Source organism: Streptomyces sp. DI166, assembly GCF_900091315.1.
Lineage (GTDB): Bacteria > Actinomycetota > Actinomycetes > Streptomycetales > Streptomycetaceae > Streptomyces > Streptomyces fuscus.
This window is the reverse complement of sequence record NZ_FLSP01000043.1, coordinates 33,572-51,647: the sequence shown is the minus strand read 5'-3', so window position 1 is coordinate 51,647 and position 18,076 is coordinate 33,572. Positions and strand designations below refer to the sequence as shown.

General features: G+C 72.7%; 15 protein-coding genes and 1 pseudogene. 6 read left to right on the top strand and 10 right to left on the bottom strand.

Annotated elements, in window-relative coordinates; genetic code table 11:
• Nucleotides 1–5: 5 nt before the first annotated feature.
• The 5 genes and pseudogenes from GA0115233_RS21440 to GA0115233_RS21420 all read right to left on the bottom strand — a co-directional run bounded on the left by GA0115233_RS21440 (nucleotide 6) and on the right by GA0115233_RS21420 (nucleotide 6,486).
• Entirely contained in the window at nucleotides 6–590 is a 585-nt protein-coding gene (locus GA0115233_RS21440) for a hydrogenase maturation protease (RefSeq protein WP_093721890.1), read from the bottom strand.
• Nucleotides 587–2,299 (bottom strand): hydrogenase maturation protein, encoded by a 1,713-nt coding sequence (locus GA0115233_RS21435; protein WP_093721889.1) that lies wholly within the window; start codon nucleotides 2,297–2,299, stop codon nucleotides 587–589. The genes GA0115233_RS21440 and GA0115233_RS21435 overlap by 4 nt, the downstream gene beginning before the upstream one ends.
• A gap of 209 nt (nucleotides 2,300–2,508) precedes the next feature.
• Complete coding sequence (locus tag GA0115233_RS21430; RefSeq protein WP_093721888.1) at nucleotides 2,509–3,789, bottom strand: PucR family transcriptional regulator; 1,281 nt, start codon at nucleotides 3,787–3,789, stop codon at nucleotides 2,509–2,511.
• A gap of 225 nt (nucleotides 3,790–4,014) precedes the next feature.
• Nucleotides 4,015–5,454 (bottom strand): annotated as a pseudogene (locus GA0115233_RS21425) (LuxR C-terminal-related transcriptional regulator); the annotation flags it as partial.
• Between the two features lie 129 nt (nucleotides 5,455–5,583).
• Complete coding sequence (locus GA0115233_RS21420) at nucleotides 5,584–6,486, bottom strand: bis(hydroxyethyl) terephthalate hydrolase (protein ID WP_176711887.1); 903 nt, start codon at nucleotides 6,484–6,486, stop codon at nucleotides 5,584–5,586.
• 232 nt (nucleotides 6,487–6,718) lie between these two features.
• On the opposite strand from GA0115233_RS21420, the gene GA0115233_RS21415 reads away from it, so the two are divergent.
• Nucleotides 6,719–7,600: a Gfo/Idh/MocA family protein gene (locus tag GA0115233_RS21415; protein WP_093721885.1), complete on the top strand. Its 882-nt coding sequence runs from the start codon at nucleotides 6,719–6,721 to the stop codon at nucleotides 7,598–7,600.
• A gap of 1 nt (nucleotide 7,601) precedes the next feature.
• Here GA0115233_RS21415 and GA0115233_RS21410 read toward each other — a convergent pair whose 3' ends face one another.
• Together GA0115233_RS21410 and GA0115233_RS21405 are read right to left on the bottom strand one after the other, a co-directional pair.
• A complete protein-coding gene (locus tag GA0115233_RS21410) occupies nucleotides 7,602–7,925 on the bottom strand; it encodes a hypothetical protein (RefSeq protein WP_093721884.1) in 324 nt (107 codons plus the stop codon).
• A 67-nt stretch (nucleotides 7,926–7,992) separates the two neighbouring features.
• Nucleotides 7,993–8,892 (bottom strand): GNAT family N-acetyltransferase, encoded by a 900-nt coding sequence (locus GA0115233_RS21405; RefSeq protein ID WP_093721883.1) that lies wholly within the window; start codon nucleotides 8,890–8,892, stop codon nucleotides 7,993–7,995.
• 234 nt (nucleotides 8,893–9,126) lie between these two features.
• Between GA0115233_RS21405 and GA0115233_RS21400 the strand changes: the two genes are divergently transcribed.
• Nucleotides 9,127–9,552, top strand: coding sequence for an OsmC family protein (locus GA0115233_RS21400; RefSeq protein WP_093721882.1), 426 nt, complete (start codon nucleotides 9,127–9,129; stop codon nucleotides 9,550–9,552).
• Nucleotides 9,553–9,599: 47 nt separating this feature from the next.
• Nucleotides 9,600–10,526, top strand: coding sequence for a GNAT family N-acetyltransferase (locus GA0115233_RS21395; RefSeq protein WP_093721881.1), 927 nt, complete (start codon nucleotides 9,600–9,602; stop codon nucleotides 10,524–10,526).
• Between the two features lie 3 nt (nucleotides 10,527–10,529).
• Here GA0115233_RS21395 and GA0115233_RS21390 read toward each other — a convergent pair whose 3' ends face one another.
• Complete coding sequence (locus tag GA0115233_RS21390) at nucleotides 10,530–11,291, bottom strand: hypothetical protein (RefSeq protein ID WP_093721880.1); 762 nt, start codon at nucleotides 11,289–11,291, stop codon at nucleotides 10,530–10,532.
• 254 nt (nucleotides 11,292–11,545) lie between these two features.
• Between GA0115233_RS21390 and GA0115233_RS21385 the strand changes: the two genes are divergently transcribed.
• Nucleotides 11,546–12,739 (top strand): glycoside hydrolase family 64 protein, encoded by a 1,194-nt coding sequence (locus tag GA0115233_RS21385; protein ID WP_093721879.1) that lies wholly within the window; start codon nucleotides 11,546–11,548, stop codon nucleotides 12,737–12,739.
• Here GA0115233_RS21385 and GA0115233_RS21380 read toward each other — a convergent pair.
• The gene (locus GA0115233_RS21380) at nucleotides 12,720–14,990 is read right to left on the bottom strand and encodes an MMPL family transporter (protein ID WP_093721878.1); all 2,271 of its coding nucleotides are present in this window, start codon (nucleotides 14,988–14,990) and stop codon (nucleotides 12,720–12,722) included. The genes GA0115233_RS21385 and GA0115233_RS21380 overlap by 20 nt on opposite strands.
• Nucleotides 14,991–15,175: 185 nt before the next feature.
• Between GA0115233_RS21380 and GA0115233_RS21375 the strand changes: the two genes are divergently transcribed.
• Complete coding sequence (locus GA0115233_RS21375) at nucleotides 15,176–15,379, top strand: hypothetical protein (protein WP_093721905.1); 204 nt, start codon at nucleotides 15,176–15,178, stop codon at nucleotides 15,377–15,379.
• 16 nt (nucleotides 15,380–15,395) lie between these two features.
• On the opposite strand, the gene GA0115233_RS21370 is transcribed toward GA0115233_RS21375, so the two are convergent.
• Complete coding sequence (locus GA0115233_RS21370) at nucleotides 15,396–16,526, bottom strand: sulfite oxidase (protein WP_093721877.1); 1,131 nt, start codon at nucleotides 16,524–16,526, stop codon at nucleotides 15,396–15,398.
• A 135-nt stretch (nucleotides 16,527–16,661) separates the two neighbouring features.
• On the opposite strand from GA0115233_RS21370, the gene sthA reads away from it, so the two are divergent.
• The gene (gene sthA, locus GA0115233_RS21365; protein WP_093721876.1) at nucleotides 16,662–18,065 is read left to right on the top strand and encodes a Si-specific NAD(P)(+) transhydrogenase; all 1,404 of its coding nucleotides are present in this window, start codon (nucleotides 16,662–16,664) and stop codon (nucleotides 18,063–18,065) included.
• Nucleotides 18,066–18,076 lie beyond the last annotated feature (11 nt).

Sequence of the window (18,076 nt, the reverse complement as noted above, 5' to 3'; positions counted from 1 at the left end):
CCCGGTCACCGATCCTCGACGCCTCCGCTCGGCGAAGCGGCGAGCCCGGCCGCTGAGTCGTGGGTGGATTCCTCCGGGCGGCTCAACCGGGGGGTGGCCGCCGGGTCGGCGAGCAGGGCCGGGACCACGGTGTGCAGGGCGTCCACGGCCCGATCGACCGCGTCGGCCACCGGTGCGCTGATGCCGGGGAGGATGTCCTCGTCGCCGCGCGGGCGTTCCTGGGGTTCGCAGGCGAGGACCAGGACGCGCGGCAGCGGTCCGTGACCGAGGTGGGCGGCCAGGGCCAGCACCTTCGCCGGGTCCATGCCGTGGGCCTCGGGCGGGGCGGCGGGGCCGGGGCCGTCCGGGAGGTCCGGTTCGATGACGGAGAGGGTGCCGGGCGGATGGCCCCGTTCGGCCGCGTCGACCAGGACGGCGACGTCGTAGCCCTCCAGGAGTTCGTAGGCCAGGTCAAGGCCGCGGATGCCGAAGTCCCGGGCCCGCACACCGGGCGGCAGGGGACGGCGCTCCAGGGCGCGCAGGACCTCGGGGCCGAAGGCGTCGTCGCCGAGGAAGATGTTGCCGACCCCCGCCACCAGCAGCCGGGTCACAGCGCGCCGCCGCTCAGGGGCCGGGCCGAGCCGCCGGGCTGCTTGCGTACGAACGCGGACCGCAGGGCGTGGTACGGCGCCGTCGGGTCGAAGAACACGGCGCGCATCCGGGCGAGTTCGGCGCGCGGGTAGTCGGCGAGCGGGCGGCGTTCCTCGTCCGCCTTCCGTGCCGCGGCCTTCGCGGCGATGCGCCGGGCGAGGTCCGGGTGCCCGGCGAGGGCGGTGGCCCGGCGCTCGGTCTCGGCGGTGAACTCGTGCGGCGCGACGGGTACGAGCCGGTCCACCAGGCCGATACCGGCCGCGGTGGCGGCGCTCACGGGGAGCGCCTCGCCGGTCAGCCGCCGTGCCGTCTCCGCTCCGACGCGGCGCGGCAGCGAGTACGTCCAGAACTCCGAGCCGTACAGGCCCATCCGGCGGTAGTGCGGGTTGAGGACGGCGCCCCTGCGGCACCACACCTCGTCGGCGGCGAGCGCGAGCATCAGGCCGCCCGCCGCCGCGTTGCCGCCGAGGGCGGCCACCACCAGCCGGTCGGTGGTGCGCAGGACCGCCTCCACCAGGTCGTCCATGGCGTGGAGGTTGGCCCAGGACTCGCCGGCCGGGTCGGAGGCGGCCTCGATGACGTTCAGGTGGATGCCGTTGGAGAAGAAGTCCCGCGCACCGCCGAGGACGAGGACGGAGGTGGGGCGGCCGAGCGCGTACCGGTAGGCGGCGAGGAGTCTGCGGCACTGCTCGGTGCTCATCGCCCCGGACGGGAAGGAGAAGCTCAGGAAGCCGGTGTCGCCGAGTTGCCGGTAGCGGATGTCGGTCCAGGTGCGGCGGTCGGGCGGCAGTTCGAGCGGGGCGGGGTCGTCGGGCAGGCGGTCGCGCGCCGGGGTGCCGGCGGTGAAGGCGGCGAGCACGTCGGCCGCCGGGCGGCGGAAGGGCGCGGGGTCACCGGAGTTCTTGCGGGGGCGCAGCTCCGGGATCCACACCGCGCCGTCGCGGGTGGCCCGGCAGACGGCGCCCGCGCGGGTGGCGAGCAGGTCGCCGGGGCGGCCGCGCAGCCGGTCCTCGGGGTGGCCGCCGTGCAGGAACACCTCGCGGCCGAGGAGTCCGTCCAGGACACCGGGCTGCGAGTCGCCGCCGCGCAGCTTGCGCAGCACCACGTCGGTGTTGTCCCTCTCCCAGTCGATCCGCCGCCGCTCCTGACGGAAGGCGTCCCGCCACACCACGGGGATCCCGGGATCGCTCTGCGGACGCGGCTTGAACGACCCCTCGGCGTAACGCCGTACGGCGGTCCGGACGGCCGCCAGGGCCGCGTCGGCGACCTCGCCCCGGTACAGGTCGCTCTTGCCGACCGGCGGCACCGGGAAGGTCTCGCTCGCCCAGACCGGGCCCGCGTCCATCGCGGCCTCGGCCTGGAGGACGGTCACTCCCCACTGCGGGGCCTGCTCGGCGATCGCCCAGTCCAGGGCGGACGGTCCCCGGTCGCCGGGCGGCCCCGGGTGCACGACGAGGCAGGTGTACTCCCGCCATACGTCCTCCGGGAGCGCGCTCTTCAGCATCGGGGCGAGGATCAGCTCCGGGCACAGCTCGCGGGCCGCGGCGCGCACCGCGTCGGGGCCGTGGGAGGCGAGGACGACGTCCACTCGGTGCCCCAGGTCGGACAGTTCGGCGTGCACCCGCTGGGACAGGCTGTTGAACGCGCTGGCGACAAGCAAGATGTCCATGAGGCGCGATGCTCGCCGCTTTCCCGGGGGCAGGGAAGAATCCTTACGGCGTTTCGCCGGGGTCTGACCGGTCCTTGCTCCATCCGGATCGTTTTTGGGTCACATGTGCCTGAATCCTTCTCCTCTCATCGGCGCCCGAATCCTTCTCCCCTCATCGAAGCCTGAATCGTTCCCGCCTCATCGAAGCCTGACCTCATCGGTACGTACCGCTAACCGCGCAGCAGCCGCCGTGCCGTCAGGGCCAGGCTGATCTCCACCACGTCCAGCGGGCGGGCCAGCGAGCGGCCGGTGAGCTGCTCGCAGCGCCTGAGGCGGTTGAGGACCGTGTTGCGGTGGCAGTACAGGCGCTCGCCCGCGCGCTGGGCGGAGCCGTCGCAGGACAGCCAGGCGGACAGGGTGTCCAGCAGGACGTCCCGGTCGGCCGGTTCCAGCCGCAGAAGCGGCCCGAGCACCTGGTCGGCGAGTGCCGCGCCGAGTTCGGGGCAGGAGACGACGAGGGCCTCGGGCAGATGCTCGGTCAGCCGGACCGTGCCGCCGGCCGGGGGGCACATGCTCAGCGCGAGGTCGGCCATGCGGCGGGCGTCGCCGACGGCGGCCAGGCCCGTCACCACGTTGCCGATGCCGGCCTTGACGCCCGGGACGGTCGGCTGCAGGCCCGCCAGCGGGTCGCCGTCGCCCTCCGGGTCGTCGTCGCCGACCAGGACGATGCCGTGGTCCACTTCCCCTCCTGACCCTCCTGAGTGCCAGTGCACACGGGTGCCGGGCGGTACGGCGACGGCGCGGGCGCCCGCGGGCCGTCCGCCGGTGACCGCGACGACCACGTACCGGCCGTGTTCCGGCAGGCCGAGACCCTCGGCGGTCTCGGGCAGGTCGGCGATACGGCTGGTGCCGTCGAGGAGCGCGGCGGCCAGCAGCCGTACCCGGTTCTCCCGCCGCCAGGCCAGTTGCCGCTCGGTCTGCCGGTAGGCGTCGGCCACGAGGGTGCAGTGCTCGTCGACGAAGTTCCACATGTCGGTGGCCACATGGACCAGGAGCCGTACGTCCTCGGGCGCCGTGCGGGAGGTCTCCTCCACCAGCCGCTGCCAGACCAGGGAGCCGCCCAGCCGGAAGGCGTGCAGCAGGGCGTCCAGCGGCAGCCCCTGCTCGGCGCGGCGCACCCCGATCTGCCACGAGCAGCGCCGGGCCGCGTCCCGGGTGCCGCGCGGGTCGATCAGCGACCGCACGCTGTGCCGCAGGGAGCGGTGGACCTCCTGCCAGGTACCGGCGTAGTCGGTCTCCAGGGCGGTGCGGTAGGCGGCCTCCTGGTCCCGGACGAGGGCCACCAGCCGGTCGGTGAGATCCGGCAGGCCGTCGAGCAGGGTCCGGGCGGCCCGGTGCAGCACCCGCAGGGCGTCGGCGTCGATCAGCGACCGCCTGAGCCCGGTCCGCGGCTGCGGAACGGGCACCGGTCCGGTGCGGATCGTCGCGTGGGTCCGTACGGCAGGATGCATCGCGGTCCTCCCACAACCTCGGCCTCCCGGCGCTGCGCCCGTGCCGGGAGACACAGTGGTGTCCGGTCGCCCGCGTCGCCCGTACGGCGGCGGCGGCCGCCCGACTCGTCCTGCCCCGCAGGATGACATACCGTCCGGTCGGTCCCTAGGGTTCTGCACCGCTCTTTTTCCTCCGGGCCCGCTCAGACGATCCCCTCCGCCCCGCCCGGCGGCGCATGCCGCGGCTCACCGGCCGCCCTGCCGCTGCACCATCCGGGCCAGCTCCATCCGGGACCGCACGCCCAGCGCGGCGAAGACATTGCGCAGGTGGTAGTCGACGGTGCGGGTACTCACCGCCAGGCGCAGCGCGACCTCCCGGTTGGTGGCGCCCTCGGCGACATGGCGGGCGATCCGCAGCTGCTGCGGAGTGAGCCGCGCCAGTTCCCCGGCGCCGTCCTCCCGCCCTGCGGTCCCGTGCGCCCGCAGTTCCCCGCGCGCCTGGTCCGCCCACGCGTGTGCCCCGCACCGCTCGAACCCGACCAGCGCCGCCCCGAGCCTGGTCCGGGCCTCCCGCAGCCGCCGTCGGCGCCGCAGCCATCTGCCGTGCAGCAGTTCGGTGCGGGCCCGCTCGAAGTCGCCTCCTTCGGCGTCGTGCCGGTCCAACGCCTGCCGGTACAGCTCGTCGGCGCGGTCACCGGGGGCGAGCAGCGCGTGGCAGCGGGCGAGCTGGGCGGGCGCGTGCGGGTCGGCGCCGAAGGCCGCCCAGCGGGCGAAGTCCGGTACGACGGCCCGCGCGTCCTCGGGCCGCCCGGCGAGCACGGCGGCCTCCACGAAGCAGGGCACGGCCAGCATCCACACGGCGAAGTGACCGCGCCGCACTCCGGGCAGGACCAGTGGGCCGAGCCGGTCGGCGGCGTCCAGGGGGCGTCCGCAGGCCAGGTCGGTGCGGGCCAGGGCCCACTGCGCGAGCGTGGCCGCCTGGGCGAGGCCGTGCCGGCGGGCCGTGGCGAGCGCGGCCGTCGCATGGGCCTCGACGGTGGCCCGCTCGCCGGTGACGGACGCGGCGAGGGCCAGCATCGCGGTGTGGTGGGCGACGGTGTTGCGGCGTCCGGCCCGGTGCGCGGCGCGTACTCCGTCCTCGGCGTGGGTGCGGGCCTGGGCGTGGCGTCCCGCGCGCAGTTCGGCGTAGGCGAGGTACTCCAGGGCCCGCGACCTCAGCGCGGCGGAGTCCAGATCGCGGGCGGCGGCCAGGGCGCGGGCCCCTGCCCGGCGGGCGACCGCGACATCGCCGAGCAGGAGGGCCGCCGCGGCGGACCGCAGCAGGTGCTCGGGCCGGTCGCCGGGGTGGGCGAGGACCCGGCGCAGGGGTTCCACCGCGTGTTCGGGGCGCTGTTCCAGCAGGGCGCGCATGCCGCGGCGGTAGTCCCCGGTGGCACCGGGGCGGTCCGCGTCCGGTCCGGTGCCACCGGGACGGTCCGCGTCCGGTCCGCCGAGCGCCGCGAGACATCCGGTCAGGTCTCCCGCGGCCCAGGCGGCGTCGGCGGCGGCGAGCCGGGCGGCCTCGGCCTGCTCCGGCTCCTCGGCGGCCAGCAGGGCGGCCGCCCACAGCAGGGTCTCCCGGGCGTCGTCGACCGGGCCGTCACCCAACTGTTCGCGCCCACGCGCCAGTTCGGCCCGTCCTCGGTCCGCCCGTGTGCTCGTGTCACCGGTCATTCCCGCGAGACTACTGACCCGTCAGTAAAGCCGCCCGGCCGGCGCGGGACGGCTGTGCCGCCGCCCAGGGTTTCCGGGCGGCGGCCGTGCGGGGTCACAACGTCAGCCGGTGTGCGGGCAGTTGCCCCGGTACTCCTCGATGGTGGCGCTCGGCCGGGGCAGCGGGCAGAGGAACTGCTCGTAGCGGGTGTCGTTGTCGATGAACCGCTTGAGCCAGGAGATGCTGTACTTCGCGATCGTCGTGTTCGACGAGTTGGGCGTGAAGTGGGTGGCGCCGTTGAGCTCCAGATAGGCCCGGTCCAGTCCGGACGGCAGGCTGCTGTAGAAGGGCTCGGAGTGCGTGGCGACCGGGGCGATGGTGTCGCCGTCGGCGCCGATGACCAGGGTGGGGGTGCGCAGTTCGGGCCAGGTCTTGTCCGTGTTCCACGGGGTCAGCGGGATCGCCGCCTGGAGCGCGGGCCGGGACTTCGCGGCCTCCAGGCTGCCGCCCCCGCCCATGGAGTGGCCCATGACGCCGAGCCGACTGCTGTCGACCCGTCCGCGCACCGAGCTGCGCTGGGTCAAGTAGTCGAGCGCGGCGAGCAGTTGACGGCCCCGGGAGTCGGGCTGGTCGAGGGTGGTGAGGGTGTCGATGGTGAACACCACGAAGCCCTGGGAGGCCAGGCGCGGGCCCAGCCAGGAGATCGAGGACTCGTAGGCGGTGAAGCCGGGTGAGATCGCCACCGCGCCGAAGGTGCCGTCGCCGGTGGTGGTCGGGTAGTAGATGGTGCCCCCGCCGAAGCCGGTGACCAGGAGTGAGGAGACCGAGGTCTGGGAGACGGCGTAGGGGCCGCGGGCCGCCTCGATGCTGCTGGTGGTGGGTGCGGGGCCGCGCTCGTAGGGGTTGTCCGCCGCGTGGGCGCCGGGACCGGTCAGGCCGGCGAGGCCGAGGAGGGCGGCGAGGGCCGCGGCGGCTCCCGCGAGCCGGCCGGCCCTTCGGGACCGCGTGTGGGGGTGGACCTGCACGACGAGTCGTCCTCTCTGTCGTGGCGCACGGGCGGCGCGGGGACACCGCGCCGCCGGGCACCTCCGGTGGTTGGCGGTGCCACTGTGGGGGCGTGGTCCGGGCCCGGGGACCGGCAAAGTCACCGGTCTCGTGGAGCGGTCGCGGGCGCGCCGGGGCCCGGGTTGCCCGGGCCCGGGGTCGGTGTGAAACGCTCGATCGACAACCGTGACGGCAGCGTGGAGAGGCGACGGTATGCGCATCGGACTGCTCGGCACCGGCCCGTGGGCGCAGATGGCCCACGCCCCGGCCCTCGAACAGCATCCCGAGGTGGACTTCGTCGGCGTGTGGGGCCGCCGCGCGGACGCGGCGAAGGAACTCGCCGGACGGCACGGCGCCCGGGCCTACGACGACATCGACGCCCTGCTCGCCGAGGTGGACGCGGTCGCCGTGGCGCTGCCGCCGTCGGTGCAGGCGGAGCTTGCGGTACGGGCCGCGCGCGCCGGTTGCCATCTGCTGCTGGACAAGCCGCTGGCGACGACGGTGGAGCAGGGGCGGGCGGTGGCCGGGGCCGCCGCGGACGCCGGGGTGGCGTCGGTGGTGTTCTTCACCACCCGGTTCCTGCCGGAGACCGAGGAGTGGATCACCGAACAGGCCGCGGCGGGAGGCTGGTTCACGGCCCACGCGCAGTGGCTGGGCTCGGTGTTCAGCGGCGGCGACAGCCCGTTCGCGAACTCGCCGTGGCGGCGGGAGAAGGGCGCGCTGTGGGACGTGGGCCCGCACGCCCTGTCGGTGCTGCTGCCGGTGCTCGGTGAGGTGCGGCGGGTGGCCGCCGCCGCGCCCGGCCCCCGGGACACCGCGCATCTGGTCCTGGAGCACACCGACGGCGCGTCCAGCACGCTGACGCTGAGCCTGACCGCCCCGGCCGAGGCCGCCGGGACCGCCGTGGAACTGCGCGGCGAGCACGGCGTGACCCGGTTGCCGACCGCCGCGCCGGGTGTCGTACCGGCGTTCCAGCGGGCGGCGGACGCCCTGATCACCGCCGTGCGCACGGGGCGTCCGCATCCGTGCGACGCGGCGTTCGCACTGCGGGTCACCGAGATCCTCGCCGAGGCAGAAGGTCTGCTGGAGGGCTGAATCAGTCCTCGAAGGGTTCGTCGCTCCACCGGAACCAGGCCCGGTCGCCGTCGATGTGCAGCAGGAACTCGGCGACCGGCCCGTCCGGTGAGGAGAGGGAGACCCGGCGCTCGATCTCCGCGTACACCGCCTCCCACTCCTCCACGTGCGCGTCGATCCCGTCCAGCAGGGCGAGTTCGCGTGCGAACAACTCACGTACGGAGGCATAGCCGGGCCCGGGGGTGAAGTGCCCGTGCAGCCAGGGGAAGTCGGCCTCCTCGATGCGGATCTCCCCCACCGGCCCGTCCGCGCCGCGGACCTGCCACACCTCTCCCTGGAACCCCACCGTGCCTCCGTACGCCGTCACCGCCAGTGCCCGGTCAGCATCGCACCCGGCACTGACAGTGGCCGCCCTACGCGGTCACGCCCGGGATGTGGAAGTCGATCCGCTCGCGGACCACGGGGTGATTGGCCTTGGCGAAGTTCGCGGCCATCGGGAAGTTGCCCTGGTCGGTGGCGCCGCCGATGAACTCCTCGCCCCGCTCGGCGAGGAAGCGGGTGCACTCCACGAGCAGGTCGTAGGCGTAGCCGCGGCCGCGGTGCTCCGGCACGACGCCGATGAAGCCGATGACGGCCGAGCTCTGGTTGCGGGCCGGGATGTGGATGCCCACCAGGTCGCCCTCGGGCGTGCGCGCGAGCTGCCACCACTCGCGCGGGGAGGGGCACCAGTGGAAGAAGTCCAGCTCCTCCTGGGCGGCCTGGTCGAGCCCGCCCTGCTCGATCGCCTTGAGGGCGTGGGCGTCGAGGGTGACGGAGTGGATGCGGCGCAGCGCGTCGAAGAAGACCGCGTCGTCGGGCTCCCCCTCGAAGACGAGGCGTCCGGGGCGTTCGGGGAGCCCGCAGTCGGGGGTCCAGCGGTAGATGTAGCGCTCCACCAGGGTTTCGTAGCCCGCGGCGCGGGCGGCGGCGAAGCAGGCCTCGGCGGCGGCGCGGACGTCGGGCTTCTCGCGCCAGCCGGCGGGCAGGTTGAACTCCAGCTCGACCTGCCAGGGGGCGGAGCGCAGGAGTTCGGCGCCCGCTTCCTCCTCCCCCTCGGCGACGTCGAACCAGTTGACGAGCATCGGCTCGGTGGCGTCGGGGCCGCCCCACCAGGCGCCGCGCGCGACGACCTCGCCGCCGCGCAGGGCCACGCGCTTCCAGTCGGGGCGGTGCACAGTGGTGCGGTGTGCTTCGGCGGCGCCCAGCGGGTCGGGCAGGGCGTCGAAGAGATGGGCGTCGCTCTCGTCGAGCGTACGGATGACCAGATCGGTCATGGGTGGATTCCTCCGGGATCGAGCTGCGTGGAGCGCTCCCGGTCGGATCACACGAAGCACGCCGGGACAGCGGTGAGGGGAGCGCTGGAAATGGTGAACTGCACGGCACTCGCCTCCTTCCGTCGTCTCAAGGCGTGATGATCACACCGTAGGGGATCTTCCGCGAACGCGTCCAGGGCTTTTCCACCAGGTGCGTTGACGGTGCCGCGGCCGGGCGGAGGCTAGGGTCGGCTCATGACCGACTCCACCTTGCGCTCCGTCTCCGTCGAGCGCACCGCCACCGGACACTTCACCGCGGTCAACGCGCGCGGTGACCGACTCGCATTCGGCACCGCGGGCGACGGGTTCACCCCGGTCGAGCTGCTGCTCGCGGCGATCGGCGGCTGCACCATGGCCGACGTCGACGTCGCCACCGGCCGGCACGCCGAACCGGACCGCTTCACCGTCACGGTGACCGGCCACAAGATCAGCGACGAGGACGGCAACCGGATGACCGACCTGGAGGTCACCTTCTCCGTCGCCTTCCCGGAGGGCGCGGGCGGCGACCGGGCCCGGGCCATCCTGCCCCGTGCGATCAAGTCCTCGCACGACCGGCTCTGCACGGTCAGCCGCACGGTGGAGGCGGGTACGCCGGTGCGGACGGTCGTCGCCGACGCCTGAGCGATAACCATTTGCGAGGGGCGCCGGGGTCACCCGACCCTGACCCCATGTCCTACGTCATACGCCCCGCCCGGCTCTCCGACGCGCCCGCCGTCACCGAACTGCTGAACCAGGTCGACATCTTCGAGACCGGCCGCCCGGAGACCGATCCGACCTCCGTCGAGGCCGACCTCAAGCACCCCGAGGTCGACCTCGCGCGGGACTCCTGGCTGGCCTTCGACGGGGACCGGCTGGTGGCCTACGCGCTGGTGTGGGACGAGTCGGGCGGCGAGCGCCTGGACGCCGACCACTATGTGCTGCCCGACCACCAGGAGGCCGGGCAGCGACTGTTCACGGAACTGGAGGCGCGCGCCCTGGCCAAGGCGCGGGAGAACGGCGCGTCCCGGGCCGTGGTCCACCTCCATCTGCACACCGAGCCCACCCTGGACACCGGGCTGATCCGTGAGCGCGGCTGGTCCGTCGTACGCCGCTACCACGTGCTGGACCGCCCCGTGGACCCCGCCGTCGACCGTGCCCCGGAGCCTCCGGCCGGAGTACGGCTGCGGGCGTGTGCCGACGAGGCGGACCGCAGGCGCGTCCACACGCTGTACCAGGCCACGTTCGCCGACCACTTCGACTTCCAGCCGCGTCCCTACGAGCAGTGGCTGCACGACGTGGACGCCGAGACGCTGGACTGGTCCCTGGTGTGGATCGCGAGCACCGAGGAGCAGGGCGACGCGGGCTTCCTCATGTCCCGCAACGACCGTGAGTCCATGGGCTGGATCCGCAGCATCGGCGTCCTGCGGGAGGCCCGCGCCCGGGGACTCGGGGGCCTGCTGCTGCGGCACGCCTTCGCCGCGTACGCCGCTCTCGGCCGGGACACCGTGGGTCTCGGCGTGGACACCGGCAACACCACGGGCGCGCCCGGCCTGTACGCGCGCAACGGCATGACACTCCGGTACGCGGTGGACACCTGGGAGACGGTGCTGAGCTGAGGCTCAGTAGGCGCGGACGGGGTAGTGCGGGTCCTCCCAGCGGGCGGGGCCGCTGAGGCCGATCAGGCGGACGCGGTGCTGGAGTTCCGCGGAGGCTCCACAGGCGCGCAGGCGGGCCGGTGCGTACCGGGCGAGCCAGGTGGACAGCTCGGTGCGCAGGGTGTCCTCGTCGTCGTGCCAGGTACTGAAGGGCAGGGCGTCGCCGAGCAGTTCGTACTCCCAGACTTCGACGGTCAGCGCCAAGTGCCGGTCGGCGACGGGGTGCTGGTGCGTCTCCCAGACGTCCAGCCACGGGGTGAAGGTGCCGGCCGCCTCCGCGCAGAGGGCCAGCAGTTCGTGCGCCGGCACGGCGGGGTCCGGGTCCAGGAGGGTGCGGGACCACCAGGCGTGCAGGAACTCCCATACCGCGTCGCTCTGTTGCCTCGGCCACTGGGTCCACTCGCCGCGCATGAAGGAGGTGCCCACCATTTCGAAGCCGAACAGGGGCTCCACCCGTCCGGCGACCAGCTCCCGCCCGAACTGCGGCAGGATCCGCCGCAGCACGGCACCGTGGTCGTCCCAGTCGGGGGCGTCCCAGGTGCGCCGGAGCAGGTCGGGATCCAGCTCCACATCGGGGATCTTCAGCAGTGCCAGCTCCTCCTCGTCGCCCCAGTGACAGGTGCACTGGGTCTCGTCGCTCCGGGCGGTCATGCCGCGGAACGTGACCGTCAGCGCGTCCAGGGCGCGGTCGAGGCGGAGTTGGGCGGATATGGCGTCGGGGGTCATGGTGCGACCACCTCACGGGACTCCGGGCGGCTTCCGCCGGCCGAAGATCGCGACTCTACCTCCTTGGCGCACTGCTGTACACCTTCCTTAAGAGCCCCTTAGTTCGCCCTTAAATCATGGCCGGATGCGACCGAAGGCTCGATTTCCGTGGGGGACCCGATCATCCTGAGAGCGCTCTCAGATGCGGCCGGCCGTGGGCTTGCTCACCGGGCCCACGGTCGGCCGACCCCACACGCACTACTGGAGTCCCCCACATGGCACCTCGTCACCAGCGTCAACTCGGCCGCCGCAAACTGCTCTTCGCCCTCGGCGGCGCCGCCGTCGCCGCGCCCGCCGTGGCCGCTCTGGCTCCCCACGCGCTCGCGGACAGGAGCAAGGCGGCGGCCGGGAGTCTGCCGCTGACGATCGTCAACAACTCCGGCTCGTTCGGCAACGGCAGCGTCCACGTCTACGTCGTCGGCAACCAGGACGGCCGCCAGGTCCGGCTCACCCCCGACGGCACGCTCGCGCCGATCTCCCTGTCGGACAACGGCCCGGACGGCTTCACCGACTACGCCATCAGCCTCTCGGGCAGCGGCGAGACCCGGCTGTCGCTGCCGTTCATGTCCGGGCGGATCTACGTGGCGCTCGGCGAGAAGCTGAGGTTCAAGGCGGTCGCCGACGGCAACGGCAACCCCGCCCTGCAGTTCCCGGCGGGCTGGGTGACCTCGGACCCCAACTTCAAGGTGCTGCACGACTGCGCCGAGTTCACCTACAACTCCGCCGGCATGTTCTGCAACACCACCATGGTCGACATGTTCAGCGTGCCGCTGAGCATCCGGCTGACCGGCGAACGCGACCAGACCACGGGCACCCTGCGCAAGGGCGGCCGGGCGTCCGTCTTCGCGGCCGTACGGGAGCAGGAGGAGTTCGCGAAGCTGGTGGTGGACGACACCCGGGTGCTGGCGCCCGGGCACGGGCTGGACGCCGGGCTGTTCCCGAAGGAGTATCTGGCGCCGTACATCGACGAGGTGTGGAGCACCTACACCGGACGCGATCTGGTCGTGAAGACCAACGCGGGCGAGTTCACCGGCCGCGTACGCGGTGACCGGCTGAGCTTCTCCGGGCCCGCCGAGGTGTCCTTCGCCCGGCCCTCGACCCGGGACGTGCTGTTCTGCGACGGCACGCTCGCCGCGCCGAACGACGGCACCACCGGCCCGGTGGCCGCGATCCTCGGCGCCGGGTTCAACCGCTCCACGCTGATCTCGCACCCGTCCCAGCCGACCACCGAACCGGACGAGTTCTACAAGAACGCCCTCACCAACCACTACTCCGCCGCCGTGCACGCGGCGACCGAGGACGGCCGGGCGTACGGCTTCGCCTTCGACGACGTCGCCGACTTCGCCTCCTTCATCCAGGACACCGCGCCGACCGGGATACGGCTGACGCTCACGCCTTTCGAGGACTGACGGCCGTCGCCGGCTGCTCGTGCTCCCCCTCCGCGTCGATGTGCGGAAGGATCCTGTCCAGCCATCGGGGTGTCCACCACGCGTGCGGACCCAGCAGGGTCATGACCGCGGGGACCATGAGCAGCCGGACCACGGTCGCGTCGATCAACACGCTCACCGCGAGGCCCAGTCCGAGCATCTTGACCACGATGTTGTCGCTGATGATGAAGGCGGCGAAGACGCTCACCATGATCAGCGCGGCACATGTGATCACCCGGGCGGTGATCTCCAGCGCGTGCGCCACCGACGCCTTCGCGTCCTTGGTGCGCAGCCACGCCTCGTGGACGCGGGAGAGGAGGAAGATCTCGTAGTCCATGCTCAGCCCGAAGATGATCGCGAACATCATCATCGGCACATAGCTCTCGATCGGCACCTTGCCGTTGACGCCCAGCGCGGGCCCTCCCCAGCCCCACTGGAAGACGGCGACGACGACGCCGTAGGAGGCGGCGATCGACAGGACGTTGAGGACGGCCGCCTTCACCGCGACGAGCAGGCCGCGGAAGACGGCCAGGATGATCAGGAAGGCCAGCGCGACGACCACCGCGATGATCAGCGGCAGCCGTTCGGCCACCAGGTCGCGGAAGTCGACCTGGGCCGCGGTGGTGCCGGTGACATAGCCCTTGGCGTCGGTGCCGGAGACCGCGTCGGGCAGGGTGTCGTCGACCAGCCGGTTGGTCAGGTCGGTGGTGCTGGCGTCCTGCGGGGACGTCTTGGAGTAGACGGTGGAGATCAGGACGTCCCCGTCCTGAGTGGTCGTGAGCGGGGTGGCGAAGGCGGCCCCGGAGACGTCGCCGAGGCTCTTCTGCACCTTCGAGGAGAGGTCGGAGCGCTGGGACTGCGGTACCTCGGTCTGGTCCACGACAACGGTGAGCGGACCGTTGGAACCGGGGCCGAAGGCGTCGGTCATCAGGTCGTAGGCGCGCCGGTCGGTGAAGGAGGTGGGGTCGGCCCCGTCACCGATGTGACCGAGCTGCATGGAGAAGACCGGGATGGCGAGGACGGCGACGGTGACGAGACCGGCGCTGAGGTAGGTCAGCGGGCGCCGGGCGACGCGCTGGGCGTAGCGGTGCCAGGTGCCGTGCGGGGTGGCGCCCGGTTCGGCGTCGGTCTCGGCGACCGGTTTGCGCACCCGGTAGCGGTCGATGCGCTTGCCGATCAGCCCGAGCAGGGCGGGGACCAGGGTCAGGGCGCCCAGGACCGCGGAGACCACGGTCACCGCGGCGGCGAGGCCGAGTTTGCTGATGAAGGACACCCCGGACGCGGACAGGCCCGCCAGCGCGACGATCACCGTGCAGCCGGAGACCAGGACGGCCCGCCCGCTGGTGGCGGCAGCCTGTCCGGCAGCGGCGACCGGGTCGGCGCCGTCCATGAGGTTCTGCCGGTGACGGGTGATCAGGAACAGTGCGTAGTCGATACCGACGCCGATACCGATCATCGTGGCCAGGGTCGGGGAGACGGTGGCGAAGGTGAACGCGGCGGCGAGCAGGCCCAGGATGGCCAGGCCTCCGATCACACTGATCAGCGCGGTGACCAGGGGGAGCACGGCGGCGATCACACTGCCGAAACCGATCAGCAGGACCACGATCGCCACCCCGAAGCCGATCGCTTCGCTCACCCGGTCGTCCGGCGCGGGCCGGGCCAGTTCGCCGAGCGGGCCGCCGTACTCGACCTCGGCACCGGCCGAGCGCAGGGGCTGCACCGCGTCGTCGACGCCGTCGAGGTAGCTGTCCCCGAGGGTTGAGGGCTGCACATTGAAGCGGACGGTGATGTAGGCGGTCTTGCCGTCGGTGGACACAGGTCCGAAGTCGGGCTGGCCGCTCTTGGGCGGGGGCGCGCTGAGCGGGTTCTGGACCGACAGGACGTGCGGCAGCTTGCCCAGGTCACTGACGGTGGTGGACATCTGCGAGTCCAGCGACGTCAGGGATTTCTGCGCGTCGTGCACCACGATCTGGCTGCTGTAGCCCCCGGCCTGCGGATCGTGCTTCTTGAGCACGTCCTGGCCCTTCTGGGACTGCGACTGGGAGAGCGTGAAGTTGTCGGAGTACTCGCCGCCGTTGAGATGGTTCAGCGTCTGGAGGGCGGCGAGCGCCACCAGCCAGGCGACGATGACGATCACGAAGTGGCGTGCGCAGCCCTCCCCGAGCCTGCGCAACAGCCCCTTGCGAGGCGTCTTCCCGCCCTGTTCCCCCTGGTTGACGCTGGCCTCTGGCATGGCCCTGGTCTTTTCTGTCCGGCCCGAGACGTGACAGTTCCCATTAGACGACGCCGCGATCAACGCGGCACTTTCAGTTCGGGCCGCTCCGTGCGCCCGCCCGCGGAAGCCCCCTCCGGATGCACGCCGGGCCGAGGCGTTGAATGGTGATAGGAAGCGATCCGGATCCGACGAGGAGCAAGATGATGCCGACGTCACAGCCCGCGTCCGGGCCGTCCGAGGAGCGCGCCACTCCGGACGACCTGCTCCACACCCGCACCGGCACCGAGGTGTCGCCGGAGGACCTGGTCCTTGCCTCGGGCAAGGACATCACCCCGCGCAGTCTGGAATGGGCCAAGCGGAAGCTGGAGGCGGAGGGACCCGCGGCCCTCGACAAGATGCTCCCCTGAGCGGCCGGACCGCCGCTCACCCGTTGTCCGCCGGGTCCGGGCACACCACCCGGACCCGCTGGACCTGGTTGTTGGCGAATCCGCCGCGGTTCCAGCGCGCCGTGAGGGGCTGGGTGTGCCCTTCGGCGTCGGTGGCCCGCGCGCTCAGCACATGCTCACCCGGTGTCGCGGTCCACGGTGACCGCCAGCGCCGCCACGCCCACGGATGTCCGCCGTCGGGCGCCAGTTCCGCCTGCCGCCAGGTGCGCCCGTCGTCGGCGCTGACCTCGACCCGGGTCACCGGCGCGTGCCCCGACCAGGCGCGGCCCTCCAGGGTCAGCGGTCCCGGCGCGACCACGCGGGTGCGGGACATGAAGTCCGGGAAGCCGGGCGGCACGAGCAGCGCCCTGGGCAGGATCCGGGTGACGGGCTCCCCCGCCTCCTCGGGCTGCTGCCGGAGGCGGTAGGCGACGGTCTGCTGGAACCCGGTGAACGGCTCGTCGACGACCGTGATCTCCCGCAGCCACTTCACCTGGGCCATGCCGTACCAGCCGGGGACCACCAGGCGCAGCGGCCGGCCGTGCTGCGGGGCCAGCGGGGCGCCGTTCATCGCGTGGACGACGAGGACGTCCGGCTCGTCGCCGAGGGCCACGTCCAGGGGCAGGGCGCGCCGGTAGTCCTGTTCGACTCCCCGCTCCACGCCGTGGTCGGCGCCGGTGAAGACGACCTCGGCCGCGTCGCCCGCCACCCCGGCCCGCTCCAGCAGCAGCCGCAGGGGTACGCCGGTCCACTCGGCGGTGCCGACGGCCTCGACCAGCCAGGGCTGGCTGACCGGGCGGGGGCTGAGCAGGGCCCGGCCGTTGCCCGCGCACTCCAGCGTGACCCGCGTGGTGACCTGGGGGAACGCCCGCAGGTCGGCGAGGTCCAGGCGGAGCGGGCGGCGGACGCGGCCGTTCAGGGTGAGCTGCCAGGAGGAGGTGTCGGGGACGTACGGGATGTCGTAGTGGGTCAGGACGTAGTGCAGGCCGGGCGGGGTGAGGTCGTAGCGCAGGGCCTCCAGCGGCAGGCCGTGGTTCCGTGTGGCGAGCGCCAGTTCGTCCCGGCCGATGGCCTCGTCGGACACGGGTGGCCGGGCGGGTCCGCCGGCGTCACCCAGTCGTGCGCCCATAGCCGCATTGTCCCGCCGCGCGAGGCCGAACGCCCTGTCGAGGGCGGCTCTTGATCAACCGGCCGTCCGGCCGGGCGGGTTCGGATTGCGGTCCGCCCTTCCGGAAACGGTCTTGGAGCTGCCAGACTCCGGAGGATGCCCGACTTCGACATGCTCGTCCTCGGATCCGGACCGGGCGGCCAGAAGGCCGCCATCGCCGCGGCCAAACTGGGCCGCCGGGTCGCCGTCATCGACCGCCCCGACATGGTGGGCGGGGTCTCCATCCACACCGGCACCATCCCGTCCAAGACCCTGCGCGAGGCGGTGCTGTACCTCACCGGTCTCACCCAACGCGACCTGTACGGCCAGAGTTACCGCGTCAAGGAGGACATCACCGTCGCCGACCTGATCTCGCGCACCCAGCACGTGGTGGGCCGCGAGGTCGACGTCATCCGCAGCCAGCTCTCCCGCAACCAGGTCGCCCTGTACGCCGGGACCGGACGGTTCGTGGACGACCACACCGTCGCCGTGCGCGAGGTCACCGGACAGGAACGGCTGCTGACCGCCGAGCACATCGTGATCGCCACCGGCACCCGGCCCGCGCGGCCCTCCAGCGTGGAGTTCGACGGGCGGACGATCATGGACTCGGACAATGTGCTCACCCTGGAGCGGGTGCCGCGTTCGATGGTCATCGTCGGCGCGGGGGTCATCGGCATGGAGTACGCCTCCATGTTCGCCGCGCTCGGCAGCCGGGTCACGGTGGTGGAGAAGCGTGCCGGGATGCTCGACATGTGCGACGTCGAGATCGTGGAGTCCCTCAAGTACCACCTGCGGGACCTGGCGGTGACGTTCCGGTTCGGGGAGACCGTCGCGGCGGTCGAGCGGCATCCGCGGGGCACGGTGACCGTGCTGGAGAGCGGCAAGAAGATCCCGGCCGACGCGGTGATGTACTCGGCGGGGCGGCAGGGCCTGACCGACGAACTCGATCTGGACAAGGCCGGGTTGTCCGCCGACCCGCGCGGCCGGATCTCGGTCGACGAGCACTACCGCACCGAGGTGCCGCACATCTACGCGGTGGGCGATGTGATCGGCTTCCCGGCCCTGGCCGCGACCTCCATGGAGCAGGGCCGCACGGCGGCGTACCACGCCTTCGGGGAGCCGGTCGGCCGGATGCACCACCTCCAGCCGATCGGTATCTACACCATCCCGGAGATCAGCTTCGTCGGCCGTACCGAGGACCAGCTCACCGAGGAGCGGGTGCCGTTCGAGGTGGGCATCTCCCGCTACCGGGAGCTGGCCCGCGGGCAGATCATCGGTGACTCGCACGGCATGCTGAAGCTGCTGGTGTCGACCGAGGACCGCACCCTGCTCGGCGTGCACTGCTTCGGCTCGGGCGCGACCGAGCTGATCCACATCGGCCAGTCGGTGATGGGGTGCGGGGGAACGGTCGACTATCTCGTCGACGCGGTGTTCAACTACCCGACGCTCGCGGAGTCCTACAAGGTGGCCGCGCTGGACGCCACCAACCGGCTCCGCCAGGTGGACCGGATGACCGACTAGCGGGCCGTGCC